Origin of the sequence: Streptomyces rimosus subsp. rimosus, from assembly GCF_000720725.1 — a bacterium.
Lineage (GTDB): Bacteria > Actinomycetota > Actinomycetes > Streptomycetales > Streptomycetaceae > Streptomyces > Streptomyces rimosus_A.
Genome location: NZ_JOCQ01000027.1, coordinates 1 through 24,290 on the forward strand (window position 1 = coordinate 1; position 24,290 = coordinate 24,290).

General features: G+C 72.1%; 18 protein-coding genes. 9 read left to right on the forward strand and 9 right to left on the reverse strand.

Annotated features, from left to right (window positions below; translation table 11 throughout):
- Window positions 1-1,123 (reverse strand): serine/threonine-protein kinase (locus IH45_RS01000000143695; RefSeq protein ID WP_324607943.1); only part of this gene is annotated, 1,123 nt, incomplete at its 3' end.
- Between the two features lie 97 nt (window positions 1,124-1,220).
- Here IH45_RS01000000143695 and IH45_RS0116145 point away from each other — a divergent pair.
- Window positions 1,221-1,979: a hypothetical protein gene (locus IH45_RS0116145; RefSeq protein WP_050514898.1), complete on the forward strand. Its 759-nt coding sequence runs from the start codon at window positions 1,221-1,223 to the stop codon at window positions 1,977-1,979.
- 109 nt (window positions 1,980-2,088) lie between these two features.
- On the opposite strand, the gene IH45_RS0116150 is transcribed toward IH45_RS0116145, so the two are convergent.
- A complete protein-coding gene (locus IH45_RS0116150; RefSeq protein ID WP_030667722.1) occupies window positions 2,089-2,688 on the reverse strand; it encodes a biotin transporter BioY in 600 nt (199 codons plus the stop codon).
- 310 nt (window positions 2,689-2,998) lie between these two features.
- Here IH45_RS0116150 and IH45_RS0116155 point away from each other — a divergent pair, with 310 nt between their 5' ends.
- From IH45_RS0116155 to IH45_RS0116165, 3 genes are all read left to right on the forward strand, one after another.
- Window positions 2,999-4,411, forward strand: a complete 1,413-nt coding sequence (locus IH45_RS0116155) for an amino acid permease (protein WP_030667724.1) — start codon at window positions 2,999-3,001, stop codon at window positions 4,409-4,411.
- Between the two features lie 226 nt (window positions 4,412-4,637).
- Entirely contained in the window at window positions 4,638-6,134 is a 1,497-nt protein-coding gene (locus IH45_RS0116160) for an amino acid permease (protein WP_030667727.1), read from the forward strand.
- Window positions 6,135-6,327: 193 nt separating this feature from the next.
- Window positions 6,328-6,969 carry a superoxide dismutase gene (locus tag IH45_RS0116165; protein ID WP_030667731.1) on the forward strand — a complete coding sequence of 214 codons (642 nt, stop codon included), beginning with the start codon at window positions 6,328-6,330 and terminating at the stop codon, window positions 6,967-6,969.
- Between the two features lie 153 nt (window positions 6,970-7,122).
- Here the strand turns inward: IH45_RS0116165 and IH45_RS0116170 are convergent, their stop codons facing one another.
- Window positions 7,123-7,788, reverse strand: coding sequence for a mycothiol-dependent nitroreductase Rv2466c family protein (locus tag IH45_RS0116170; RefSeq protein WP_030667734.1), 666 nt, complete (start codon window positions 7,786-7,788; stop codon window positions 7,123-7,125).
- A gap of 131 nt (window positions 7,789-7,919) precedes the next feature.
- Between IH45_RS0116170 and pepN (IH45_RS0116175) the strand changes: the two genes are divergently transcribed.
- Window positions 7,920-10,502 carry an aminopeptidase N gene (pepN, locus tag IH45_RS0116175; protein ID WP_030667737.1) on the forward strand — a complete coding sequence of 861 codons (2,583 nt, stop codon included), beginning with the start codon at window positions 7,920-7,922 and terminating at the stop codon, window positions 10,500-10,502.
- Window positions 10,503-10,694: 192 nt separating this feature from the next.
- Window positions 10,695-11,741, forward strand: coding sequence for a hypothetical protein (locus IH45_RS0116180; RefSeq protein WP_030667740.1), 1,047 nt, complete (start codon window positions 10,695-10,697; stop codon window positions 11,739-11,741).
- Between the two features lie 7 nt (window positions 11,742-11,748).
- On the opposite strand, the gene IH45_RS0116185 is transcribed toward IH45_RS0116180, so the two are convergent.
- Window positions 11,749-13,488: a TIGR03767 family metallophosphoesterase gene (locus IH45_RS0116185; RefSeq protein WP_030667743.1), complete on the reverse strand. Its 1,740-nt coding sequence runs from the start codon at window positions 13,486-13,488 to the stop codon at window positions 11,749-11,751.
- 398 nt (window positions 13,489-13,886) lie between these two features.
- Between IH45_RS0116185 and IH45_RS0116190 the strand changes: the two genes are divergently transcribed.
- Together IH45_RS0116190 and IH45_RS0116195 are read left to right on the forward strand one after the other, a co-directional pair.
- Complete coding sequence (locus tag IH45_RS0116190; RefSeq protein ID WP_030667746.1) at window positions 13,887-17,228, forward strand: S8 family serine peptidase; 3,342 nt, start codon at window positions 13,887-13,889, stop codon at window positions 17,226-17,228.
- Window positions 17,229-17,311: 83 nt separating this feature from the next.
- On the forward strand, window positions 17,312-18,343 hold the full coding sequence (locus IH45_RS0116195) for an aspartate-semialdehyde dehydrogenase (RefSeq protein ID WP_030667749.1): 1,032 nt from the start codon (window positions 17,312-17,314) through the stop codon (window positions 18,341-18,343).
- A gap of 99 nt (window positions 18,344-18,442) precedes the next feature.
- On the opposite strand, the gene IH45_RS0116200 is transcribed toward IH45_RS0116195, so the two are convergent.
- From IH45_RS0116200 to IH45_RS1000000145270, 4 genes are all read right to left on the reverse strand, one after another.
- Window positions 18,443-18,964 carry a DUF1203 domain-containing protein gene (locus IH45_RS0116200; protein ID WP_030667752.1) on the reverse strand — a complete coding sequence of 174 codons (522 nt, stop codon included), beginning with the start codon at window positions 18,962-18,964 and terminating at the stop codon, window positions 18,443-18,445.
- Window positions 18,965-19,029: 65 nt separating this feature from the next.
- A complete protein-coding gene (locus IH45_RS0116205) occupies window positions 19,030-19,377 on the reverse strand; it encodes a type II toxin-antitoxin system PemK/MazF family toxin (RefSeq protein ID WP_030667754.1) in 348 nt (115 codons plus the stop codon).
- Window positions 19,364-19,600 carry a ribbon-helix-helix domain-containing protein gene (locus IH45_RS0116210; RefSeq protein WP_030667757.1) on the reverse strand — a complete coding sequence of 79 codons (237 nt, stop codon included), beginning with the start codon at window positions 19,598-19,600 and terminating at the stop codon, window positions 19,364-19,366. Before IH45_RS0116210 ends, IH45_RS0116205 begins: the two co-directional genes overlap by 14 nt.
- A 52-nt stretch (window positions 19,601-19,652) precedes the next feature.
- The gene (locus IH45_RS1000000145270; protein WP_050514899.1) at window positions 19,653-20,252 is read right to left on the reverse strand and encodes a Uma2 family endonuclease; all 600 of its coding nucleotides are present in this window, start codon (window positions 20,250-20,252) and stop codon (window positions 19,653-19,655) included.
- Between the two features lie 134 nt (window positions 20,253-20,386).
- Between IH45_RS1000000145270 and pepN (IH45_RS0116220) the strand changes: the two genes are divergently transcribed.
- Window positions 20,387-22,963 carry an aminopeptidase N gene (gene pepN, locus IH45_RS0116220; protein ID WP_030667770.1) on the forward strand — a complete coding sequence of 859 codons (2,577 nt, stop codon included), beginning with the start codon at window positions 20,387-20,389 and terminating at the stop codon, window positions 22,961-22,963.
- A 116-nt stretch (window positions 22,964-23,079) separates the two neighbouring features.
- On the opposite strand, the gene alc is transcribed toward pepN (IH45_RS0116220), so the two are convergent.
- Window positions 23,080-24,237 (reverse strand): allantoicase, encoded by a 1,158-nt coding sequence (gene alc, locus IH45_RS0116225; RefSeq protein ID WP_030667773.1) that lies wholly within the window; start codon window positions 24,235-24,237, stop codon window positions 23,080-23,082.
- Window positions 24,238-24,290 lie beyond the last annotated feature (53 nt).

The window sequence follows — 24,290 nt, forward strand, 5'->3', positions numbered from 1 at the left end:
ACAGTGCATGGGGTGGGGGCTGCGCGGCGGGGGTTTCGGGCGGTTCCGCCTCCGGGGTGGGAGCGGAGGCGGGGGCTGCATGGATACCGGAGTCCCGCGCCGACTCCGCCTCCGGCTCTTCCGCCCCGGCCTCCCCCGCCGGCGGCGTACGCGCCGGAAGAGTCTCGACGCTGACCACCTCGGAGCGGTCCGGTGCCGGGTCCGCCACGGTCGGCGTACGGACGTCCACGGACTCCGCCGCGCTCATCGCCTCCGTCGGGGCCGCCGCCGCGGCCTGCCGTACCAGCGGCTCCAGCCGCGCCTCGACCTCCGCGAGGGTGGGGCGCGCCTCGGGCGCCTTGTTGAACAGGGCGACCAGCACCTCGCGCAGCGGGCCCGCGGCGGGCGGGATCGCGGGCTCCTCGTGCAGCACCGCATGCAGCGTGGCGAGGGTCGTCGCGCGGGTGAACGGTGACTGGCCCGCCACCGCGGCGCACAGGGTGGCGCCCAGCGACCACAGGTCGGAGGGCGGGCCCTGCTCCTGGCCCGCCACCCGCTCGGGCGCCATGTAGTCCGGCGAGCCGATGAGCATGCCCGCCATGGTGAGGGCGGTGGCGTCCTGCATGGCCGCGATGCCGAAGTCGGTGAGCACCACCGCGCCGCGGTCGTCGATCAGGACGTTGCCGGGCTTGACGTCCCGGTGCAGTACGCCCACCGCGTGCACCTCGCGCAGCGCGCGGGCCAGTCCGGTGCCGACCCGGGCCGCCGCATCCGGGGCCAGCGGGCCGTCCTGGGCGAGGATCTGCTCCAGCGAGCGGGCCTGGACCAGCTGCATCACGATCCACAGCCGGTCGCCCTCCTCGGCCACGTCGTGGACCCGCACCACGTTGGGATGGTCGATACGGGCGGTGGCGCGGGCCTCGCGCAGGCTGCGCTCGCGCTGCACCACGCTCTCCTCACCGGCGCGTTCGTCGATGCGTATTTCCTTGACCGCGACCCACCGGTCGAGGATTTCGTCGTGGGCGCGCCACACCCGTCCCATTCCGCCGCGGCCGATCAGTTCCAGCAGGCGGTAACGGCCCGCCGCCAGCCGGCCGGGACCCGCCTCGCTCGTATTCCCCACCATGCCCAGCCCCCACAGCACCCGCGGAATCTTGTGGTACCCATCAAATACCTCGGCCGAGGATGCGGAAAAGGGGGGTTCGGGAATGGACGGAATCCGACCGGGAAAACGTGCGTTCATGATTTCGGCGGGCGCGGCGGCGCTGGCGCTGGCGGCCGGTCCGGCGGCCCTGGCGGCCGATCCGGCGCCCGGCAGCAGCGCGGGCGGCAAGGCCGGCCCGTCCGCGCCGGCCGGCTATCGGGTGACCACCGAGCTGCCGGAGCGGATATCGGTGAAGACCGCCACCGGCGCGACCACGCTGACCGCCAAGGTCACCAACCGGGGCAGCAGCGAAACCGGCGCAATCCGGCTCACGGTGGCCGGATTCCAGGGGCTGACGGTGAAGAATGTGGCCGGGTGCACCAAGGTGCCCGAGGAACGGCTGCCGCAGGGCGCGAACAGCGCGTATTCCTGTGCCATCGGTTCGCTGGCGAGCGGTAAGAGCCGTACGTACGACGTCACCGCGCATTTCGATCTGAAAAAGCAGGGGCAGATCTGTCTGCCGGTGACACTGAGGAACACGGACACCCTGTTGTGGCAGCAGGGACCGGTGAATTTCGGCACCCGTAATCCGGTGTCGGACGCGCCGGACACCCCGCTGATGCTGAACACGGCGAACGTGCCGGCCGGTTCGGCGACCAGCACGCCGGCGCCGTCGGAGTCCGGTTCGGCGACCACCTCGCCGGCGCCGTCGGAGTCCGGCTCCGCGGCGCCCGGGCAGCGGCTGCCGCAGACGGGCGTCCCCTCGGTGCTGCCGCTGGCGGGTGCCGCCGCGGCGCTGCTGGCCCTCGGCGGGGCCGGGGTCTGGATCACCACCCGCCGGCAGAGCCGCAGGTGAGCGTACGGGCCATCGGGGCCGTACGGGGGTTCTGAACGCGGCCGGGCCCCGCGCCGCCACGTGAGGTGGTGGTGCGGGGCCCGGTCCGTACGGTGCGGGGCGCGCGGGGTCAGCCGCGGCGGCCGAGCAGCTTCCATGCGGTGGGCAGCGCGCCCATCGCCAGCGCGGCCTTGAGGGCGTCGCCGATCAGGAACGGCACGACGCCGGCCGCGACCGCCTGGCCGAACGACATGCCGGTACTCAGCGCGAGGACGGGCACGCCGACCGCGTAGATCAGGGCGGTGCCGACGGCCATCGTGCCGACCGTGCGCAGCGGGCCGCGGTCGCCGCCGCGGCGGGCCAGCGCGCCGACCGCGGTGGCGGCGAGGAGCATGCCGAGGACGTAGCCGAAGGTCGCGCCGCCCGCGCCGGAGGCGCCGTTCGCGAACCAGGGCAGGCCCGCCATGCCGAGCAGCGCGTACAGGCCGAGCGACGCGAAGCCGCGGCCGGCGCCGAGCGAGGCGCCCACGAGCAGCGCGGCGAAGGTCTGGCCGGTGACCGGGACCGGGGAGCCGGGGACCGGGACGGCGATCTGCGCGGCGATACCGGTGAGCGCGGCGCCGCCGACGACCAGTGCGGCGTCGCGGACACGGGCGCGGGTGGCGCCGGCTGCGGGCAGCAGATCGGCGAGGACCGCACCGGGCCTGGTGGTTGCGTCGGCAGTGCTCATCGGGACTCCGCGGGGTGTGAGGTGGAGCGGGGACAGGGGGACGCGTTGACGTTAGTCCAGCGCCCCACGGCCGATCATCGTGTGGCGGCGACAAAGGCGCAATGGTCTCCTTGGAGACTTTCGAACAACGCGCCGGGCCCCGGGCGGTGCCGGCCCGTCGGCGGTCTTCGCAGGTCACGTGATGCTCATCACGGCATACGCCACGGACGGGCGTGCATTTTGTGGTAGCGCGCGACGGGCGGGGAAACTGGGGGAACGACGCGGGACCCTGTGGAGTTCCCCCAAAGACCTTTTGCGAGAGTACGAGCCCATGCACGACGCACCCACCGCCGCCGGAACGCCGCCGCTCAGCGATGGCGGCGGGGAGCGCGAACCGCTGTCCGCCGGGCTCAAACAGCGCCACCTGACCATGCTCGGGCTGGGCGGGGTGATCGGCGCGGGCCTGTTCGTGGGCTCCGGCGCCGGGATCGCGGTGGCCGGGCCCGGCATCGTGCTCTCGTACCTGATCGCGGGCGCGCTGGCCATGCTGATCATGCGGATGCTGGGCGAGATGTCCTCGGCGATGCCCGCCTCCGGCGCCTTCTCGGTGCACGCGGAGCGCGCGCTCGGCCGCTGGGCGGGCTTCAGTGTGGGATGGCTGTACTGGTTCCTGCTCGTGGTGGTGCTGGCGGTGGAGGCCACCGGCGCGGCGCAGATCGCCAACGGGTGGGTGCCCGCGGTCCCGCAGTGGGGCTGGGTGCTGGTCTTCATGCTGGTGTTCACGGCCGCCAACCTCACCGCGGTCAAGAGCTTCGGCGAGTTCGAGTTCTGGTTCGCGACGCTGAAGGTCGCCGCGATCGTGCTGTTCCTGGTGCTCAGCCTGCTGGCGATCTTCGGCGTGCTGCCGGACACCGACCCGGTCGGGCTGACCAATCTGACCGGCCGGGGCGGCTTCCTGCCCAACGGCTGGCAGGGCGTGGTCTCCGGCGTCCTCGCCGTCGCCTTCGCGTTCGGCGGCCTGGAGGTCGTCACCATCGCCGCGGCCGAGTCCGACGACCCGGCGCGCAACGTGGCGCGGGCGGTGCGCAGCGCGGTGTGGCGCATCCTCTTCTTCTACGTGGGCTCGATGCTGGTCGTGGTGACCCTGCTGCCCTGGTCGTCGATGCAGCCGGGCAAGAGCCCGTACGTGGCGGTGCTGGACAGCATCGGCGTACCGGGCGCCGGCCAGATCATGAACGTGGTGGTGTTCGTGGCGCTGCTGTCGGCGCTCAACGCCAACCTCTACGGCTCCTCGCGGATGGTCTTCTCGCTGGCCGAGCGGGGCGAGGCGCCGCGTTCGCTGCTGAAGGTGACGGCGGGCGGGGTGCCGCGCCGGGCGGTGCTGTCCTCGGTGGCCTTCGGTTTCGTCTCGGTGCTGCTCAATCTGCTGTGGCCGGACACCGTCTTCCTCTACATGCTCAATTCGGTCGGCGCGGTGCTGCTGTTCGTCTGGGGCCTGATCGCGGTGTCGCAGCTGCGGCTGCGGCGGCAGATCGAGCGCACGGCGCCGGAGAAGCTGACCCTGCGCATGTGGGCGTTCCCGTATCTGACCTGGACGGCGCTGGCGGCCATGGCGGCGGTGCTGGTGCTGATGCTGACCGACGACGGGGCCCGGCCGCAGCTGCTGTGGTCGGCCGCCGCGACCGGTGCGGTGCTGGCGGTCGCGGGCGTACGGGAGCTGCGGGCGCGGCGGACCGCCGGCTGACCCCGCGGGCACGCACCGGGAACGGCCGGAACCGGCCGCCCCACTTCCGCTCCGGATCACCCAGGGTCACGTGTCACAACGGTGTGAATGCGGCCGGTCACGATCTCGTCTGAATACCGAACAACTGCTGCACGACTGTTGCCCTCAGCGGACACGGACACTCAAACTGAGCGCGTTTTCCGTCGATCGTCTCGCTCCGCTCTCACTTAATGGGACAGGTACGACCATGAATCGGACACCTTCGTCCACCACGCCCGAGCGCGAGCGGGCCGGCCGGGTCCCGGGCGCCGAGCGGTCCCCGGACGGCACCGGACCGGCCCCGGACGCCGGACCGCCCCTTTCCAACGGGCTCAAGCAGCGCCATCTGTCGATGATCGCCCTCGGCGGTGTGATCGGCGCCGGACTGTTCGTCGGCTCCAAGGAGGGCATCGCGGCGGCCGGCCCCTCGATCGTCCTGGCCTACGCCGTCTCCGGCTGCCTGGTCATGCTGGTGATGCGGATGCTCGGCGAGATGGCCGCGGCCAGCCCCGCCTCCGGTTCGTTCTCCGTGCACGCCGGGCGCTCGATCGGCCCGTGGGCGGGCTTCACGACGGGCTGGATGTTCACCGCGCAGCTGTGCGTGGCGGTGGCCGCCGAGGCGATCGGCGCCGCCGGGATCATGACCGGCTGGTTCCCGGACACGCAGCCCTGGATGTGGGTGCTGCTGTTCATGGTGGTCTTCTGCGGCGCCAACCTGGCGGCGGTCAGCAACTTCGGCGAGTTCGAGTTCTGGTTCGCGGCCCTGAAGATCACCGCGATCGGCATCTTCCTGGTCCTCGGCCTGCTCGCCATCTTCGGCGTGCTGCCCGGCACGTCCGCGCCCGGCGCGGCCCATCTGACCGGCGACGGCGGCTTCCTGCCCAACGGCTCGGACGGCCTGGTCATCGGCCTGCTGGCCTCGGTCTTCGCGTACGGCGGCCTGGAGACCGTGACCATCGCGGCGGCCGAGTCCAAGGACCCGGTGCGCGGTGTGGCGCGGGCCGTGCGCACCGCGATGTGGCGCATCGCGCTGTTCTACGTCGGCTCGATGGCGGTCATCGTGACCGTCATCCCCTGGAACAACGCCGACATCGCCAAGAACGGCCCGTACGTCGCGGTCCTGGACTACCTGGACATCCCCGCGGCCGGCCAGATCATGAACGTCGTCATCCTGATCGCGCTGCTGTCCGCGATGAACGCCAACATCTACGGCTCCTCCCGGATGGCGCACTCCCTCTCCGCCCGCGGCCAGGGCCCGCGCTTCCTGCGCACGGTCAGCGGCGGCGTGCCGCGCCGCGCGGTGGTCCTCTGCTCGGCCTTCGGCTTCCTCGCGGTGCTGTTCAGCTACTGGTGGCCGGAGACCGTCTTCCAGTGGCTGCTGAACATGGTGGGCGCGGCGATCCTCGTCGTATGGGGCTTCATCGCCGTGGCGCAGCTGCGGATGCGCCGCCGGCTGGAGCGCGAGGCGCCGGAGAAGCTGGTCGTACGGATGTGGTTGTTCCCCGCGCTGACGTGGGCGGCGCTGGCGGGTGTGGTGGCGGTCCTGGTGCTGATGCTGCGCGACGAGAACCAGCGCATGCAGCTGTACTTCACCGGCGGATTCGGCGTGGTGCTCATCGCCGTCGGTCTGATCCGGCAGCGAATGGCCGGTCAAAAGGCGGCCGGGCAGGATGCGTCGGCCCTTGCCCCGCCGAATTCCCCTTAGTTCGGTAAGGCTTACCTCACTAATTCGCGCGGTCCTTTTCGGAGGCGGCGCCGGACCTCCGACCGAGGTCCGGCGCCGCCTCCTCCTTTTGGCCCAGACCCCGCCCCACGGCCGGTTCGTGATCACTCATGCTGATAACGTGCAGATGCAAGTCGGTTGCAATTAAAGGTCGTAAGCAGCTGGAGGGCTCGACATGGCCACGTACACACTTCCGGAACTTCCGTACGACTACTCGGCGCTCGCGCCCGTCATCAGCCCCGAGATCATCGAGCTGCACCACGACAAGCACCACGCGGCGTACGTCAAGGGCGCCAACGACACCCTGGAGCAGCTCGCCGAGGCGCGCGACAAGGATCAGTGGGGCTCGATCAACGGCCTGGAGAAGAACCTCGCGTTCCACCTCTCCGGCCACATCCTGCACAGCATCTACTGGCACAACATGACCGGCGACGGCGGCGGCGAGCCGCTGGAGAAGGACGGCGTCGGCGAGCTGGCGGACGCCATCGCGGAGAGCTTCGGCTCGTTCGCCAAGTTCAAGGCGCAGCTGACCAAGTCCGCCGCCACCACGCAGGGCTCCGGCTGGGGCGTGCTCGCCTACGAGCCGGTCACCGGCCGCCTCATCGTCGAGCAGATCTACGACCACCAGGGCAACGTCGGCCAGGGCTCGGTGCCGATCCTGGTCTTCGACGCCTGGGAGCACGCCTTCTACCTCCAGTACAAGAACCAGAAGGTGGACTTCATCGAGGCGATGTGGGCCGTCGTCAACTGGCAGGACGTGGCCAAGCGCTACACCGCCGCCAAGGAGCGCGCCAACAACCTGCTGCTCGCCCCGTAGCGGCACGCGCCATCCGGCGCCGACGGACGTCCTGCCTCGTGATCGTCTTCTCAACCTTCACCCGGCAGGCGGATAGCGGGAAGGCCCTCGCGAGGACAGGACTCGCGGGGGCCTTTCTGCGTCCGGCGACGGCGACCGGCGGTCTCGGCGGTCTCAGTCGAAAACCGGCCCCCGCGTCCGCGTCCGCTTGATCTCGTAGAAGCCGGGGATGGACGCGACCATCAGCGTGCCGTCCCACAGCTGGGCGGCCAGGTCGCCCTTGGGGGCCGGGGTGACGACCGGGCCGAAGAAGGCGATCGGCGCGCCGTCGGGGCCGGGGACCGCGATGACCGGGGTGCCCACCTCCTGGCCCACCAGATCGATTCCCGCCTTGTGGGAGGCGCGCAGTTCCTTGTCGTACGTGTCGGTGTCGGCCGCGTCCGCCAGGGACGCGGGCAGGCCGGCCTCCTCCAGGGCGGCCACGATCGTCTCCCTCGTGCGCGGCAGGCCCTGGTTGTGGAAGCGGGTGCCGAGCGCGGTGTAGAGGGGGGCGAGGACCTCGGGGCCGTACTGCTGCTCGGCCGCGACGCACACCCGTACCGGGCCCCACACCACCCCGCCGGGCCGGTTCTTCTCGCGGTACTCCGCGGGCAGTTCGTCGAGCTTGTCCTCGTTCAGCACGCCCAGGCTCATCACGTGCCAGCGCACCTCCACGGGGCGCGCCTTCGCCACCTCCAGCATCCAGCGGGAGGTCAGCCAGGCCCACGGGCAGGACGGGTCGAACCAGAAGTCGGCCGGGGTCCTGGCGGTCCCGGCAGCAGCGGCGGCGGTCTCGGACACGGTGGCTCCTCAGAGGTCGGTGGCGTACGGACCGGTGGCCGATCGGCGGATCGGTGACCGCTTCAACCGATGTCCGGCATGCCATGATTCCCCGTGTTCGAGATACGAGACGAGGACGAGGGAGTCACGTCGTGCCCGGTGAGAATCTGACCCGAGACGAGGCCCGGGAGCGGGCCGGACTGCTGAGCGTCAAGGGGTACGACGTGGCGCTGGACCTGCGGTCCGCCGTCGGGGAGGGCGAGGCCGCGCGGACCTTCCGCTCCCGTACCACCGTGCGCTTCACCTGCGCCGAGCCCGGCGCCGCGAGCTTCGCGGACCTCGTGGCGCCGTCGGTCGCCGCCGTCACCCTCAACGGCCGCGAGCTGGACCCGGCCGCCGTCTTCGACGGCACCCGGATCGCCCTGGCGGACCTGGCGGCGGAGAACACCCTGGTGGTGGACGCCCAGTGCGCGTACAGCCGCACCGGTGAGGGCCTGCACCGCTTCGTCGACCCCGAGGACGGCGAGGTCTACCTCTACACGCAGTACGAGCCCGCCGACGCCCGCCGGGTGTTCGCCAACTTCGAGCAGCCCGACCTGAAGGCACCGTTCCGCTTCGAGGTGACCGCGCCCGAGGGCTGGCTGGTGCTCAGCAACGGCGCCCAGCTGGGCGAGCCGGAGGCGGGCACGTTCCGGTTCGCCGAGACCCGCCCGATCTCCACGTACATCACGGCCGTCGTCGCCGGTCCGTACCACTACGTCTCGGACACCTACCGGCGCACCCTCGGCGACGGCACCGAGCTGGAGATCCCGCTCGGCGCGCTGTGCCGCAAGGGGCTGGCGCGGCACTTCGACCCCGAAGACATCTTCACCGTCACCAAGCAGGGCCTGGACTTCTTCCACGACCACTTCGACTTCCCGTACCCGTTCGGGAAGTACGACCAGGCCTTCGTGCCCGAGTACAACATCGGCGCGATGGAGAACCCGGGCTGCGTCACCTTCCGCGAGGAGTTCGTCTTCCGCGGCAAGGTGACCGACGCGTCCTACGAGCGCCGCGCCAACGTCGTCCTCCACGAGATGGCGCACATGTGGTTCGGCGATCTGGTCACCATGCAGTGGTGGGACGACCTGTGGCTCAAGGAGTCGTTCGCCGACTTCATGGGCGCGCTGTCGCTGGTGGAGGCGACCCGCTTCACCAACGGCTGGATCACCTTCGCCAACGGCCGCAAGGCCTGGGCGTACCGCGCCGACCAGCTGCCGTCCACCCACCCGGTCACCGCCGACATCCGTGACCTGGAGGACGCCAAGCTCAACTTCGACGGCATCACGTACGCCAAGGGCGCGGCCGTCCTCAAGCAGCTGGTGGCGTACGTGGGGCGGGACGCGTTCCTGGAGGGCGCGCGGCGCTACTTCAAGCGCCACGCGTACGGGAACACGCGCCTGGCCGATCTGCTGTCCGTCCTGGAGGAGACCTCGGGCCGCGACCTGGCCGCCTGGTCGCGCGCCTGGCTGGAGACGGCCGGCGTCAACGCGCTGACCCCGCAGGTCACCTACGACGCCGAGGGCCGCATCACCGAGCTGGTCATCCACCAGGAGGCGGTGCCCGAGCGCCCCGAACTGCGGCCGCACCGGGTGGCCGTGGGCCTGTACCGGCGGGCGGACGCGGACGGCGCGCTGGTGCGCTACGCCCGCGCCGAACTGGACGTCTCGGGGCCCCGTACCGTCGTCACCGAGCTGGCCGGCGCCGAGCGCCCGGAACTGATCCTGGTCAACGACGACGACCTGACGTACTGCAAGGTCCGCTTCGACGAGCGGTCGCTGGCCACCCTGCGCGGCCACCTCGGCGAGATCACCGAGCCGCTGTCGCGCGCGCTGTGCTGGTCCGCGGTGTGGGGCCTGACCCGCGACGGCCTGATGCCCGCCCGCGACTACCTCGCGCTGGTGCTGGCCTTCGCGGGCCGCGAGTCGGACATCGGCGTGCTCCAGACGCTGCACGCACAGGCCCGCTACGCGCTCACCCACTACACGGCCGCCGACCACCGCGACCTGGCCGCGCAGGAATTGGCGCAGGGCGCGCTGCACGAACTGCGGCTGGCCGAACCGGGCAGCGGCCACCAGCTGTCCTGGGCGCGGTTCTTCGCCTCGGTGGCCACCACGGCGGCCGACCTCCAGCTCCTCCAGGGCCTGCTGGACGGTACGGCGCGGATCGACGGCCTGGACGTGGACCAGGAGCTGCGCTGGACGTTCCTGGAGCCGCTGGCCGCGCACGACGCCGCCGGCGAGGCGGCGATCGACGCCGAACTGCGGCGCGACGACACCGCCTCCGGCCGCCGCCACCACGTCCGCTGCCTGGCCGCCCGCCCCTCGGCCGAGGTCAACGCGCGGTCCTGGGCGGACGTGGTGGAGTCCGACGCGCTGTCCAACGCCCTGGTCGAGGCGACGATCTCCGGCTTCGTGCAGGCGAACCAGCGGGAGCTGATGGCCCCGTACGCGCCCAGGTACTTCGCCGCCATCGAGCGGGTGTGGCGGGAGCGGTCGATCGAGATCGGGATGGCCGTGGTGCGGGGGCTGTTCCCCATGCACCAGAGCGACCAGGACACGCTGGACGCGGCGGACGCCTGGCTGGCGGAGCACCCGTCGGCGCCGCCCGCGCTGCGGCGCCTGGTGTCGGAGTCCCGCGACGACCTGGCGCGGGCGCTGCGGGCGCAGACCTGCGACGCGCAGGCCGCACGGTAGGCCCGCCTTCCGGCTGCCGGTGTGCGGGTCCGTACGACCGTACGGACGCGCACACCGGCTGCTCGCCCAATCGGGCCGGACCTGCCATTTTCGGCAGTCGAACGCCCGTACTTTAGGACGGCGTTGTCCGGGTTTGTCGACGGGCGTGTAACAGGCGTTAGGAGGCGGGGCGGCGGCGGGAATGGCCGGGGCATGAACCACACTTCCCCTGGCTCCGGCGGGGAGTCACCCACCCCGCTCTCCCCCCGCCCCCTGCACGACCGCCCCGGCGCCGGGCCGCGCGTCCTGACCACCCGCCAGCTGCGCGAGCACGGCATCGACGCGGCGGAGGCCGCCGACCGGTGCCGCCCCGGCGGCCCCTGGCAGCAGGTGCTGCCGGGCGTGCACCTGCTCCACCCCGGGCCGCCCACCAGCGAGGAGCGGCTGCACGCGGTGCTGCTCTACGCGGCGACCCGGCAGCCCGCCGTCCCCGCGCAGGGCGGCACCCCACCCGACGGGGAGCCGATGATCACCGGGCTGGCGGCGCTGGCCCTGCACCGCTTCTCGTCCGCTCCCCCGCTGCTGTCCCTGGACCGGATCGAGGTCCTGGTGCCGCGTACCCGGCGGCTGCGCACCACCGGCTTCGCGCGCGTCGTCCGGGCGCAGGTCATGCCGCGCCCGCAGCAGATCACCGGCGTGCCGGTCGCCCCGGTGCCCCGCGCGCTCGCGGACGCCGTCAGCGGGCTCACGGACGCCTGTACGGTACGGCGGCTGCTGACCGAGGCGGTGCGCGGCGGCCATTGCGAAGCGACCGCGGTGGTCCGCGAGTTCAGCCAGGCCCGGCTGCTGAACCAGCCGCACGTGGTGGACGCGGTGGACGCGCTGCTGGCCGAGGGCCGCGCGATGGCCGAGGGACGGCTGTACGAACTGGTGCGGGAGTACGACTTGCCGGACCCGCTGTGGAACGTGGAGCTGCGGCTGCCCGGCGGCCCGCACCTGGGCGGGGTGGACGCGTACTGGCCCGAGCAGGCGGTGGCCGTGGAGATCGACGCGCGGGCGCCGCGCCAGGACGAGGACGTGCTCTGGTCGGAGTACGCCCGCAAGCGCGAGCACCTGGAGCGCCTGGGCATCACGGTCGTGCACGTCACCCCGCGCAAACTGCGCGACGCCCCCGAACAGCAGGCGGCGGTGGTCCGTACGGCCCTGATGGCGGCGGCCGACGAGGAGCCGGGCTCGTACGTGGTGGTGCTGCCGCGCTGACACCCGCTCAGCCGCGCTTGAGCAGCAGCTCGGTGTTCCGGTCCCCCGGGCCGCCGGCCAGATCGCTCCGCGCCCCCGGCGCGTTGCAGGACAGTTCGCGGTAGAGCGCCGCCAGGCCCCGCTGCGAAAGGTCGCCGAAGTCCGTACGGGACGGCGCGCCCGACTCCACGAGCGTGGTGAACAGGGACAGCGTGCCGTCCCTGTTGTCCGTCACCTCCACGACCCGGGCCAGCTGCGGGAAGTCGACGTGCGAGGCCGTGGTGACCTCCCAGAACGTGCCGTGCGGGGTGATCAGGTTGCGGTGGCTGTGGCCGTTGATCCACGCCCGTACGTTGCGGTGCCGCGAGAGCAGCGCGACCAGCTCGGCCCCGCTGTGCCGCCGCTCGGCCGGGCGGGCCGGATCGGGCGCGGTGTTGTCCATCGACGTACTGGTGTGGTGGCTGAAGACGAGGACGTGCTCGTACGGGTGGGCCCGCAGGGTGCGGTCGAGCCAGCGCAGCTGTCCGGAGCCGAGGGAGCCGGTGTGGTGGCCGCCGGGGTCGGTGGTGTCGAGGCTGATGCCCACCACGTCCTCCGCGATGCGGAAGGTGTAGTACAGCCGGTCCGCGTGGAGGTCGGCCGCCGTGTAGCCGTGGCCGTGCGGTCCCGGTCCGGTGTACCGGGGGTCCAGGTGCGCGCGCAGGTAGCCGGCGCGGGTGAAGGGGACACGGCGCTCGTCCGGGGTGACCGAGCGCGCCCGCCTCCCGTGCGTCTTCAACAGGTCCGCGAACTCCCGCCGCCCGGGGCCGGGGCCGCCGAGCACGGCCAGGTAGGCACGGATCGCCTCGTCGGCGGGCAGCAGTTCCAGCTTGCGCCCGCCGGTGGCGACCTCGGCCAGGAACGGGTCGTCGGGGGTGCAGCAGCCGCCGGGCAGCGAGTCGTGGTTGCCGACGGTCGAGTACCAGGGCAGGCGCAGCCCCGGGCTGGTGACCGTACGGGTCGCCGCCTCCAGGAAGCCGGGCACGCCGGGGAAGCCGCGCAGCTTGTCGGCGTCGCGCAGATCGCTGTCCGGCTGCCAGTAGAGGGGGTGCCCGCTGTTCTGCACGCCCTCGTAGTGCCGGGGGTCGCCGGAGTTGGGGGTGATCCGGCCGCCGCTCATCGCGGTGAGGAACCAGTCGAGTTCGATGCTGGAATTGTTGTCCGTGTTGTCGCCGGTGGTCATCGCGAAGGACAGCGGCGCCCCGGTGGCGGGCCCGCCGGGCAGGCTGTTGACGCGCTCGACGAGGGAGACCGCGCCCGCCACGGACAGCGCCTCCTGCGGGCGCCAGGCGCCGGCCGCCCGCACCCGCAGGTATTCGTGGCGCAGCGGATGCTGCACATCGACCAGGTGCAGGTCGGTGAGCTGCACGAAGGAGGCCAGTACGGTGCGCCGGGCGTCGCGGCCGGGGCGTGCGGCGGCGAGTTCGGCGCGTACGACGCGGTCCCAGCCGGGGCCCTCGGCGAGCCTTCGGTAACCGGCACCGCGCGGGGTGGCCACCGAGGCGAGGGTGGTGCCCTCGGCGTACGGCACCGGGGGAACGGGCGGCGCGACGACCGGTTCCGGGGCGACGAGCGGTGCGGCGAGTCTGTCCGGTGCGGCGGTCGGGGCGGCACCGGTCCCGTACGCCAGCGCGAGGGCGGTCGTGGCGCCGACGGCGCCGGTGGCGGTGAGAAAGGCCCGGCGGTCCAGGCCGGGCACGGTGGGGGCGGCGGACCGTGTACGGGGCATGCGTGAGCTCCCTGGTACGGACGGGCAGCGGCGGGGGCAGTGCGGCACGGCCGCAACTGCCCCCTCATCAGGGAGCGTTGGCAAGCGGAATGGACCTCGGGTGAACCGCGCGGCAACGCCGGCCGCCGATCGCCGGACAGGGATCACAGCGGCCGACGATGGTTACCGGGCTCTCGGACCAGGGGCGGGCCGAGGTCACCGGAGGTTCACTTCCCGGGGTAGGCGGGCGGCGGGCCAGGCGCCCGGCGCGGCCCCGGCCGCCTGGTCGGCACACCGGTCGCACGCCCCGCGCGCCGCACATATGTACGTTCACCCCTCCCCAAACACCGTCCCCTTACGTCATATTGAGCGGTCATACGGGTCCGATTTCCGGACCCTTCACCCTGAAGAGGTGTGCCATGACCCCCGACACCCCCCGTCCGGCCGCCGGACGGGCCAGACGCACGGCCCGGCTCGCGGCCGTCGCGGCCGTCGCCGTGGCGACCGCGGCCGGGCCCGCCCTCACCGCGGCGGGCACCGCCCACGCGGCGGACGGCGACACGAGCACGAGCACCCGAATATCCGCCGGGACCGCGTCCGAGCCGAAGGCCCCGCACGACAAGCTCGGTTCGCAGGACGCCGAGCTGCTGGCCCGCGCCAAGGCGGGCGGCGCCCGGTTCGTCTCGATGATGCTCGCCACCGCGCCCGGCGCCACCGGGCAGGCAGCCGCCGGGCTCGACTCCCTGAAGGGCGCCTCCGTAGGACGTACGGACGACAAGCTCGGCTACGTACGCGCCACCGTGCCCACCGCCCAGGCCGACGCCGCCATCGCGAAGATGCAGAAGCTGTCGGACGTGCACGCCATCGACCTGCGGCAGGAGATCAAGCTGCCGGACCCGCGGCCCGACGCGGGCGGCAGGGCCAAGGGTAAGCCGCAGGCCGGAAGTTACCCGGCGCCCGGCAAGGACACCCCGGCGAAGAACCCGTACCAGCCGTCCTTCGAGACCGGCGCGGTGGACTTCGTCCGCGACCACCCCAAGGCCGACGGCCGCGGCGTGACCATCGGCGTCCTCGACTCCGGTGTGGACCTGGCGCACCCCGCGCTGCAGAAGACCACCACCGGCGAGCGCAAGATCGTCGACTGGGTGACCGCGACCGACCCCATCAGCGACGGCGACCAGACCTGGCGCCCGATGACCACCGCCGTCTCCGGCCCGTCCTTCACCTACGACGGCCGGACCTACAAGGCGCCCGAGGGCTCGTACCGGATCAGCACCTTCGCCGAGGCCGCCACCACCGGCGGCGACATGAAGGGCGACCTGAACCGCGACGGCGACACCACCGACCGCTGGGGCGTGCTCTACGACCCGGCGTCCGGCACGGTCCGGGTGGACCTGAACGACAACGGCGACTTCACCGACGACAAGCCCATGAAGCCGTACAAGGACGGCTTCGACATCGGCTACTTCGGTGAGGACAAGCCGGACACCCCGATCGCCGAGCGTATCCCGTTCACGGTGGAGGTCCGCAAGGACGTGCCCATGGACCCGCTCGGCGGGGAGTGGGCGGGCAAGAAGGCCGACTTCGTCAACATCGGCGTCGTCGAGTCCGAGCACGGCACCCATGTCGCGGGCATCACCGCGGCCAACGGCCTGTTCGGCGGCAGGATGAACGGCGCGGCGCCCGGCGCCAAGCTGGTCTCCTCGCGCGCCTGCACCTGGAGCGGCGGCTGCACCAACATCGCGCTCACCGAGGGCATGATCGACCTCGTCACGAAGCGCGGCGTCGACATCGTCAACATGTCGATCGGCGGCCTGCCCGCGCTCAACGACGGCAACAACGCCCGCGCCGAGCTGTACACCCGGCTGATCGACACCTACGGCGTCCAGCTGGTCATCTCGGCGGGCAACAGCGGCCCCGGCGCCAACACCATCGGCGACCCCGGCCTGGCCGACAAGGTGATCAGCGTCGGCGCGTCCATCTCCAAGGAGACCTGGGCGGCCAACTACGGCTCGGCCGTGACGCGCAAGTACGCCATGCTCCCGTTCTCCTCCCGCGGCCCGCGCGAGGACGGCGGCTTCACACCGGTCATCACCGCGCCCGGCGCCTCCATCAACACCATCCCCACCTGGGAGCCCGGCGGCCCCACCGCCGAAGCGGGCTACGACCTGCCGCCCGGCTACGCCATGCTCCAGGGCACCTCGATGGCCGCGCCGCAGGCCACCGGCGCCTCGGCCCTGCTGCTGTCCGCCGCGAAGCAGCAGCGCGTCGCGCTGCCCCCGGCGAAGCTGCGCACCGCGCTCACCTCGACCGCCCGGCAGATCAAGGGCTTCCAGTCGTACGAGCAGGGCTCCGGCCTGATGGACATCCGGGCCGCCTGGTCCGCGATCCGCCACGGCGCCGCCGCGCACGAGTACACGGTCCGCGCACCGGTGAAGACGGCGCTCTCCGACCACCTCAAGACGCCGGGCTACGGCACCGGGCTCTACGACCGCGAGGGCGGCCTGAAGGTCCGGCAGTCGCGTACGTACGAGGTGACGATCACCCGTACCACCGGCCCCGACCGCCCCGTCCGGCATGAGCTGGACCTGATCAACAACGACGGCACCTTCGACCTGCCGGACGAGGACGGCGCGGTGTGGCTGCCGCTGAACCGGCCGGTGGCGATCGAGATCACCGCGAAGCCGCGCACCGCCGGGCTGCACAGCGTCACCCTGGACCTGGACGACCCGCGCACCGAGGGCGTGGACCGCAAGATCCTCGCCACCGTGGTGGCCGCCGAGCCGCTGGCCGCGCCGTCGCACACCCTCGCCAAGTCCGGCACCGTCCAGCGCAACGCCACGACCTCGTACTTCGTCGCCGTCCCGAAGGGCGCCAAGGCCCTCCAGGTCGCGATGAGCGGGCTCGCGGCGGGCAGCCAGACGCGCTGGATAGCGATCACCCCGCAGGGCGTCCCGGCCGACCCGACCAGCACCCCGAACTGCTACCCCAACTACCCGAACCCGGCCAACACCTGCGACCCGGTGCGGCGCACGTACAAGAACCCGGCGCCCGGCGTCTGGGAGATCGAGGTCGAGGCACGGCGCACCTCGCCGCTGCTGGACAACCCGTACACGGTCACCGCGTCCACGCTCGGCGTCACCTTCGACCCGGCCGTGCGCGTCCTGCCGGAGGCCAGGATCGGCACCACGACCACCGTGGGCTGGAAGGTCACCAACGCCTCTGCCGCGTTCGACGGCGCCCTCAAGGGCGGCGAGCTGGGCTCGTCCCGTGCGCAGCGCCCGACGGTCGAGCAGGGCAAGTCGCAGCGGTACGAGGTCGTCGTGGGCAGCGGGGTGTCCCGGCTGGACGCCGCGATCGGCGCGCCCGCCGACGCCAAGGCCGACCTCGACCTGAGCGTCCTGCTCGACGGCAAGGTCGTCGCCTCCTCGGCCACCGGCGGCTCGGACGAGTCGGTGAGCATCGCCAAGCCGGCGCCCGGCACGTACACCGTCGTCGTGGACGGCTACGCGGTCCCCGCGGGCAGCACCGCCTACGACTACCGTGACGTGTATTACTCCGCCGCGCTCGGCTCGCTCAAGACGGACGAATCGAAACCGGTAAAGCTGGGTAGCGGAGCATCGACGCAGGTCACGGCCGAGGTCTCGGTCGCGGGCCCGGCCCCCGCGGGACGCGAGTTCTTCGGTGAGGTCCAGCTGCTGAACGCTTCCGGCACGGTCACGGGCAGCGGCGCCGTGCGCATCGAAAAGGTCGTGTCGTAACGGCCTGAGATAGTGGACAGTAACGGGGCGGGTGCCCTCGCCGGCACCCGTTCCGCTGCTGTACGTACCGAACAAGGAGTGCCATGAGGATCGGAATCGTCGGAGCCACCGGTCAGGTCGGCGGCGTGATGCGGGGCATTCTCGCCGAGCGGAACTTCCCGGTGGAGCAGCTGCGACTGTTCGCCTCGGCCCGCTCCGCCGGGCGTACGCTCCCGTGGCAGGACACCGAGATCACGATCGAGGACGCGGCCACCGCGGACTACTCCGGCCTGGACATCGTGCTCTTCTCCGCGGGCGGCGCCACCTCCAGGGCGCTGGCCCCGAAGGTCGCCGACGCGGGCCCGGTCGTGATCGACAACTCCTCCGCCTGGCGCATGGACCCCGACGTCCCGCTGATCGTCTCCGAGGTCAACCCGCAGGCGATCTCCGAGCGCCGCAAGGGCATCATCGCCAACCCGAACTGCACGACCATGGCCGCCATGCCGGTGCTGCGCCCGCTGCACGCCGAGGCCGGGCTGGTTTCGCTGGTCGTCTCCACCTACCAGGCGGTGTCCGGCAGCGGGCTGGCCGGCGTGGCCGAGCTGGACGAGCAGGTCCGCAAGGCCGTCGAGCAGGACGCGACCAAGCTCACCCACGACGGCTCGGCGATCGACTTCCCGGAGCCGGACAAGTACGTCCGCCCGATCGCCTTCAACGTGCTGCCGATGGCCGGCTCGATCGTCGACGACGGTCTGAACGAGACCGACGAGGAGCAGAAGCTCCGCAACGAGAGCCGCAAGATCCTGGAGATCCCGGAACTGAAGGTCTCCGGCACCTGCGTGCGCGTCCCGGTCTTCAGCGGCCACTCGCTCCAGGTCAACGCCCGTTTCGCACGCGAGATCACCCCGGAGCGCGCCAACGAGCTGCTGGCCGGCGCCCCCGGTGTCGCGCTCTCGCACATCCCCACCCCGCTCCAGGCCGCCGGCCAGGACGCGTCGTACGTGGGCCGCATCCGCAAGGACGAGACGGTCGACCACGGTCTGGCGCTGTTCCTGTCCAACGACAACCTGCGCAAGGGCGCGGCGCTGAACGCGGTCCAGATCGCGGAGCTGGTCGCGGCGGAACTGCGCGGCTGAGCCGGAGCGCGCGACTGCGCGGCTGAGACGTTTCTGCATGGGCTGCGGGGCCCGTACGGACCGAGTCCGTACGGGCCCCGCGGCGTATCCACGCGGACTTTACGGCCGCCGCACCTCGAACTGGAAGCACCCGTACTCCAGCGCGCGGACGTGCACCAGCGCCACATCCGGCTGCGCGAACGCCTCCGCGACGGCCGCGTCGAACCCGGCGTCCGCGTCCTCGGGGATCTCGAAGAGCCGACCGCCGACGATGCACCCGTCCGCGTTGTAACGCCGCAGCGTCCGCAGCGCCCCCGGCCGCGCGAACGGGTACCCGGCCCGCCCGGCATCCGGCCCGCCGCACTCCCAGGCATGGATGAACACCGGCCCGCACTCGTCGTACGCCCCGGGCCGGGCCCACCTCTCCTCGGCCCACCGCCGCAGCGGCGCGTACGAGACGAGCGCGACCCGCTCGCCTTCCTCGATCGGCCGCAGACAGCAGCGCAGCGGGCTCCCGACGCTGCTGACGTGATCACTCGCGCTCCCGGCCGCGAACGGCTCCATGGCCCGGCCCGAGTCGTCCGAGACGCGCAGTTCCTTGAGGGCGGTTTCCGTGATGGGGAGAGGTGTGTACGTCGTCATACGTACAGGGTGGGCGTACGGCAGGACGGTTTCCGGCGGGAATCGGACGTGGAGATGGGCGGTGCTCAGAGCGCCAGATGCCTGCGCAAGGCGGCGTCCAGCCCGACCATCACCCGAGCCGGAACGCTGCCGACCCGCCGCCCCAGCCGCTCGACGGACACCGCGCGCACCTGTTCGCACTGGGCCTTGGAGTCCCGCGGCAGGCCGCAGTCGTCGGCGGTCAGCAGCACCTGGAACGGGTAGACCCGGGTGACGTTGGCCGTCACGGGCACGACCGTCACCACGCCCCTGCCGGCGCGGTGCACGGACCGGTTGGCCGCGTCGTTGGACACCAGCACCGCGGGACGGTACTTGTTCGCCTCGCTGCCCCGGACCGGCTCCAGATCGACCAGGTAGACGTCACCGCGCCGCATCGGCGATCCCGATCCCGTCCCCCGAGACCCCGTCCCACAGCCGCGCGTCGTCGCTCTCGTCCCACTCCTGCCACGCCTGGGCGTAGTCCGCTTCCAGCTCGGAGGCGCGCAGCAGCTCGATCGCCGCGTGGATCACGGCCGAGCGGGAATCGGCGTCGGTCTTCTTGCCGTAGGCGTCGAGGAAGGAGATGTCCTCTTCCGGGAGGCTGACGCTGATCTTCATACAAGTGATGCTACTCGGGTAGGAACACACTTACCACCCCGATTGCCACTCCCTACGACCGCGCGGACGCGTACGACCTGAACCGCCGCGTCTCGACCGCGAACGAGAACGGCTCGGGAAGGGGCACCGGATCGCCGAACCGGTAGCGGTCCACCCGGCCGTAGTCCAGGTCCTCGGGCTGGGAGTACAGCTCGACGACACCTTCGTTCGGATCGACGAGCAGGTGGAGCGGGATCCGGCTCATCGCGTACCACCTGCGCTTCCTGGCGTAGTCGCTGTCCCGCTCGGACACGACTTTCTCCACGACCTCCGCGACCAGGTGCACCCGGTCCGCGGGGTAGGGATGGCAGTCGTCCTGCATGGCCTCTTCCGTGGTGACGGTCAGGTCCGCCTTCGGCTCGAAGCCGGGGACGCCTGAGATCAGCGCCTGACCGGACAGCCCCGCCCAGCCCGCGCGCTCCATCTGGGCACCGAGCCGCGCGACGGTGCAGGTGCGGAACGGTGGCCCCGGCCGCCGCAGGACGATCTTCCCTTCCACCAGCTCGATCCGGAGGTGATCCAGTTCCGGGCGCTCCTCCAGGAAACGCAGTAGCCCGTGCCTGTCCCCGCCGCGCATGATGTGTCCGGCGGTGCGGTGCTCTGTTCCGGCCATCGTCGCCTCCTTGCGGCGGAGCGTAGGGGACGGGCGCGGGCTCGGTGGGCTGGTTTCCTCTCCCATGCCCCGACCGAGTGGTCGGGGGCTCCGTGGAAGGATGGCCCAAAATCCGAAGCGAAGGAGATGAACGGGTGCCTGGCACGAATCTGACCCGCGACGAGGCGCAGCAGCGGGCGCGGCTGCTGAGTGTGGACGCGTACGAGATCGATCTGGACCTCTCCGGCGCGCAGGAGGCCGGTGAGGGCGGCACCTACCGGTCGGTGACCACGGTGCGGTTCGACGCCGCCGAGGCGGGTGCCGAATCGTTCATCGACCTGGTGGCGCCGACCGTGCACGAGGTGGTGCTCAACGGCGAGGCGCTGGACCCGGACACGGTGTTCGCGGACTCCCGGATCGCACTGCCGGGGCTGCGCGAGGGCCGCAACGAGCTGAAGGTCGTCGCGGACTGCGCGTACACCAACACCGGTGAGGGGCTGCACCGCTTCGTCGACCCGGTCGACCAGCAGGCGTACCTCTACACGCAGTTCGAGGTGCCGGACGCCCGCCGGGTGTTCGCCAGCTTCGAGCAGCCCGACCTGAAGGCGGCGTTCACCTTCACCGTCAAGGCCCCCGAGGGCTGGAAGGTGATCTCCAACTCGCCGGCGCCGGAGCCGGTGGACAACGTGTGGCGGTTCGAGACGACGCCGCGGATCTCCACGTACATCACCGCGCTGATCGCCGGCCCGTACCACAGCGTGCACAGCACCTGGGAGGGCGAAGGCCGCTCCGTGCCGCTGGGCATCTACTGCCGCCCGTCGCTGGCCGAGCACCTGGACGCGGACGCGATCTTCGAGGTCACCCGGCAGGGCTTCGACTGGTTCGAGGAGAAGTTCGACTACGCGTACCCGTTCGCCAAGTACGACCAGCTCTTCGTGCCGGAGTTCAACGCGGGCGCGATGGAGAACGCGGGCGCGGTGACCATCCGCGACCAGTACGTCTTCCGCTCGAAGGTGACGGACGCCGCGTACGAGACGCGCGCCGAGACCATCCTGCACGAGCTGGCGCACATGTGGTTCGGCGACCTGGTCACCATGGAGTGGTGGAACGACCTGTGGCTGAACGAGTCGTTCGCCACCTACACCTCCATCGCCTGCCAGGCGCACGCCCCGGGCAGCCGCTGGCCGCACGCCTGGACCACCTTCGCGAACTCGATGAAGACCTGGGCGTACCGGCAGGACCAGCTGCCCTCCACGCACCCGATCATGGCCGAGATCCGCGACCTGGACGACGTGCTCGTCAACTTCGACGGCATCACGTACGCCAAGGGCGCCTCCGTCCTCAAGCAGCTCGTCGCCTATGTCGGCAGGGACGAGTTCTTCCAGGGCGTCCAGGCGTACTTCAAGGCGCACGCCTTCAAGAACACCCGCCTGTCCGACCTGCTGGGCGCGCTGGAGGAGACCAGCGGCCGGGACCTGAAGACCTGGTCGAAGGCGTGGCTGGAGACGGCCGGCATCAACATCCTGCGTCCGGAGCTGGCGGTCGCCGAGGACGGCACGCTCACCTCCTTCGCCGTACGCCAGGAAGCCCCGGCGCTGCCGGCCGGCGCCAAGGGCGAGCCGGTGCTGCGCCCGCACCGCATCGCCATCGGCTGCTACGACCTGAAGGACGGCAAGCTCGTCCGTACGGACCGGATCGAACTGGACGTGGACGGCGAGCGCACCGAGGTGCCCTTCCCGGCGGGCACCCGCCGCCCGGACGTCATCCTCCTCAACGACGACGACCTGTCCTACGCCAAGGTCCGCCTGGACGAGGACTCGCTGCGCGTCGTCACCGAGCACCTGGGCGACTTCACCGAGTCGCTGCCGCGCGCGCTGTGCTGGGCCTCGGCCTGGGACATGACGCGCGACGGTGAGCTGCCGACCCGTGCGTACCTGGACCTGGTGCTGTCCGGCATCACCAAGGAGTCCGACATCGGCGTCGTCCAGTCGCTGCACCGTCAGGTGAAGCTGGCGCTGGACCTGTACGCGGCCCCGGCCTGGCGGGAGACCGGCCTGGCCAAGTGGACCGAGGCGACGCTGGAGCAGCTGCGCGCCGCGGCCCCCGGCAGCGACCACCAGCTCGCCTGGGCCCGCGCGTTCGCCGCCGCGGCCCGTACGGACGCGCAGCTGGACCTGCTCCAGGGCCTGCTCGACGGCGCTCAGGAGATCCCCGGCCTGGCCGTGGACACCGAGCTGCGCTGGGCGCTGGTCGAGCGGCTGGCCGCGACCGGCCGCGCCGACGAGAAGGCCATCGAGGCGGAGCTGCAGCGCGACCGCACCTCGGCGGGCGAGCGGCACGCCGCGGCGGCACGGGCCTCCCGCCCGACGCCCGAGGCGAAGGCCGAGGCGTGGGCCTCGGTCGTGGAGAGCGACAAGCTCCCCAACGCGGTCCAGGAGGCCGTCATCAACGGCTTCGTCCAGACCGACCAGCGCGAACTGCTGGCCCCCTACGTGGAGAAGTACTTCGCCGCGGTCAAGCGCGTGTGGGACAGCCGCAGCCACGAGATGGCACAGCAGATCGCGATCGGCCTGTACCCGGCCCTCCAGGTCTCCCGGGAGACCCTGGACGCCACGGACGTCTGGCTCGCGTCGGCCGAGCCGAGCGCGGCCCTGCGCCGCCTGGTCTCGGAGTCCCGCTCCGGCATCGAGCGCGCGCTGAAGGCGCGGGAGGCGGATGAGGCGGCCGCGTAGCGGTCCGCCGAACGCGTGAGAGGCGCCCCGGGCCGGAAGGCCCGGGGCGCCTTGGCGTGTGCGGCCGGTGTACGCAGGCCCGGCCCCCTCCCGCCGGGCCTGCACACACCGGCGGGTCAGCCGCCCAGTTCGTCGAAGCGGCGGACCAGTCCGGCGCGGCCCTCGTCGGTGAGGTCGCCGTGCAGGCGCATGCGGGCCACGCCGCCGTCGGGGAAGACGTCCAGCCGTACGTGGGTGGCGGTCACCGGGCGCGGGAGCGCGAAGCGGTGCGGGGTGTCGGGCTGGAGCCTGGTCTGCGGCAGGATCTCGAACCAGGAGGCGTCGTCGGCCGGGTCGGCGGTCCGCGCGTCGCAGCCGTACAGGGCCGCCCAGCCCGCCGCGTTGCCCTTCAGGTACGCGGTGTCGATCTCGACGGCGCGTATCTCGCCCTGGGCGGCGAGGCGGAACCGTACCCAGTCGTTGGTGTCGCGCACCCGGCGGCGGCGGTTCTCCCAGCCGTCGTCCATCTTGCGGGAGAGGTCCGGCCGGATGATCTGGGTGGGCGAGGAGTAGAAGCGGTCGGAGGCGTCCTCCACGACGCCGCCGTGCAGCACGGACGCCAGGTCGAGGGTGCCGAGCACATCCAGCCACGCCGGGTCGGGCACCACCTCGCCGTACACCCGCAGCCGGGCGATGCCGCCGTCGGGGTGCTGCTTGAGTCGCAGGTGGGTGAAGCGGCGCTCGGCCGTCACCGCGAAGCCGTTGGCGGCGTGGCCGCGGACGGGCGTACGGGGGACGATCTCCTCCCACTTCACGCCGGCGGCGAGCAGCTCCTCGGGGCCCGGGCTGCCGGGGACGGAGGCGGCCTCCACGGTGATCTGCTGCGGGTAGTTGCCGCGGAAGTGGGCGGTGTCGACGATGACGCCCCGGACGACGCCGGGGGTGGCGAGGCGGACCAGCGCCCAGTCGTGCTCGTCGTCGGCGGGGAAGGGACGCGCGCCGTCGGCCCCGCGCCGCCGCCGGGTCTCCCAGCCGTCCATGATCTTGCCCTTGTGGCCGAAGCGCTCCGGGTCGAAGACCGCGGGACCGGGCGTCAGCAGGTTCTCGCGCTCGGCGAAGGACTCGTCGTTCGCGGCGATGACACCGGCGCCGAGGCGGCGGTCGGCGAGGTCCACGAGCGAGGTGAAGGGGAAGTCCCCGCCCCGGTAGTCCGCGTACGGGTCGCCGCCGCCGTACGGGGCGGCGTCGTTGGCGTGCGGGTCGGAGGCGGAAGCGGCGGCCGGAGTGGTGGTCATCTCTGCCTTTCGGTGCGGCGGTGATGCTGACGCCTTGACGATGGCAGGAGGGG

Coding starts and splice junctions, on each gene's coding strand:
- IH45_RS0116145 (WP_050514898.1), top strand. CDS start 1,221: ATGATTTCGGCGGGCGCGGCGGCGCTGGCGCTGGCGGCCGGTCCGGCG.
- IH45_RS0116150 (WP_030667722.1), bottom strand. CDS start 2,688: ATGAGCACTGCCGACGCAACCACCAGGCCCGGTGCGGTCCTCGCCGAT.
- IH45_RS0116155 (WP_030667724.1), top strand. CDS start 2,999: ATGCACGACGCACCCACCGCCGCCGGAACGCCGCCGCTCAGCGATGGC.
- IH45_RS0116160 (WP_030667727.1), top strand. CDS start 4,638: ATGAATCGGACACCTTCGTCCACCACGCCCGAGCGCGAGCGGGCCGGC.
- IH45_RS0116165 (WP_030667731.1), top strand. CDS start 6,328: ATGGCCACGTACACACTTCCGGAACTTCCGTACGACTACTCGGCGCTC.
- IH45_RS0116180 (WP_030667740.1), top strand. CDS start 10,695: ATGAACCACACTTCCCCTGGCTCCGGCGGGGAGTCACCCACCCCGCTC.
- IH45_RS0116185 (WP_030667743.1), bottom strand. CDS start 13,488: ATGCCCCGTACACGGTCCGCCGCCCCCACCGTGCCCGGCCTGGACCGC.
- IH45_RS0116190 (WP_030667746.1), top strand. CDS start 13,887: ATGACCCCCGACACCCCCCGTCCGGCCGCCGGACGGGCCAGACGCACG.
- IH45_RS0116195 (WP_030667749.1), top strand. CDS start 17,312: ATGAGGATCGGAATCGTCGGAGCCACCGGTCAGGTCGGCGGCGTGATG.
- IH45_RS0116200 (WP_030667752.1), bottom strand. CDS start 18,964: ATGACGACGTACACACCTCTCCCCATCACGGAAACCGCCCTCAAGGAA.
- IH45_RS0116205 (WP_030667754.1), bottom strand. CDS start 19,377: ATGCGGCGCGGTGACGTCTACCTGGTCGATCTGGAGCCGGTCCGGGGC.
- IH45_RS0116210 (WP_030667757.1), bottom strand. CDS start 19,600: ATGAAGATCAGCGTCAGCCTCCCGGAAGAGGACATCTCCTTCCTCGAC.
- IH45_RS1000000145270 (WP_050514899.1), bottom strand. CDS start 20,252: ATGGCCGGAACAGAGCACCGCACCGCCGGACACATCATGCGCGGCGGG.
- alc (WP_030667773.1), bottom strand. CDS start 24,237: ATGACCACCACTCCGGCCGCCGCTTCCGCCTCCGACCCGCACGCCAAC.